At 67.4% G+C, this 983-nt stretch carries 1 pseudogene; it reads left to right on the top strand.

The annotated features are described in order from the left end of the window. Nucleotides 1-983 (top strand): annotated as a pseudogene (locus tag AC3WQY_RS24565) (heme utilization protein); the annotation flags it as partial.

The raw sequence follows: 983 nt of genomic DNA, 5'->3' as shown, positions 1-983 counted from the left end.
GTCAACCTCTCGACCGCGCACATCGCCGCGATCGAGACCGCCGACCTGAAGTCGCTGTCGACCTCGGCCCTGCGCGCGCTGACGAGCGACCAGCTCGACGCCTTGACCAATGGTCAGCTGCAAGCGCTGACCAGCGCCCAGGTGGCGGCCCTGACGACGGCACAAGTCCAAGGCCTCAACACCGGTGACCTGAACGCCTTCACCAGCGACCAGTTCGCCAAGTTCACCTCGGCCCAGGTCGCCGCGATGAGCAGCGACCAGATCGCACACCTGACGACCGAGGATCTGAATGCCTTCGGTACCGCCCAATTCGCGGCACTGAACTCCGATCAGGTGGCGGCGCTGACCTCGGTGCAGCTGCCCAAGCTGGAATCGGCCGACCTGCGCGCCATCAGCACGGCCGCGCTGCGTGCGCTGAGCTCGGACCAGATTGCCGACCTCACCAGCGACCAGATCGCCCAGCTGACCACCGCCCAGGTGGCCGCGCTGAACATCAACCCCGACCAGTTCGGCGGCCTGTCCACGGCCGACGTGGTCGCGCTGAGCTCCAGCCAGATCGCCGCCCTGACCGCGGCGCAGATGGCCAATCTCTCGACCGCGCAGATCGCCGCGATCGAGACCGCCGACATCAAGTCGCTCAGCACTGCCGCGCTGCGCGCGCTGACCAGCGACCAGCTCGATGCGCTCACGAACGGCCAACTGCAAGCCCTGACCTCGGGCCAGGTGGCCGCCTTGACCACCGCCCAGGTGCAAGGCCTGAACACGGGTGACCTGAACGCCTTCACCAGCGACCAGTTCGCCAAGTTCACCTCGGCCCAGGTCGCCGCGATGAGCAGCGACCAAATCGCCCACCTCACGACCGAAGACCTGAACGCGCTGGGCACCGCCCAGTTCGCCGCGCTGAATTCCGACCAGGTCGCCTCGCTGACCTCGGTGCAACTGCCCAAGCTGGAATCGGCCGACCTGCGTGCCATCAGCACGGC

The sequence above is a fragment of the Roseateles sp. FW301-B2 genome (assembly GCF_058788955.1).
This window is presented reverse-complemented; position numbering and strand designations above follow the sequence as displayed.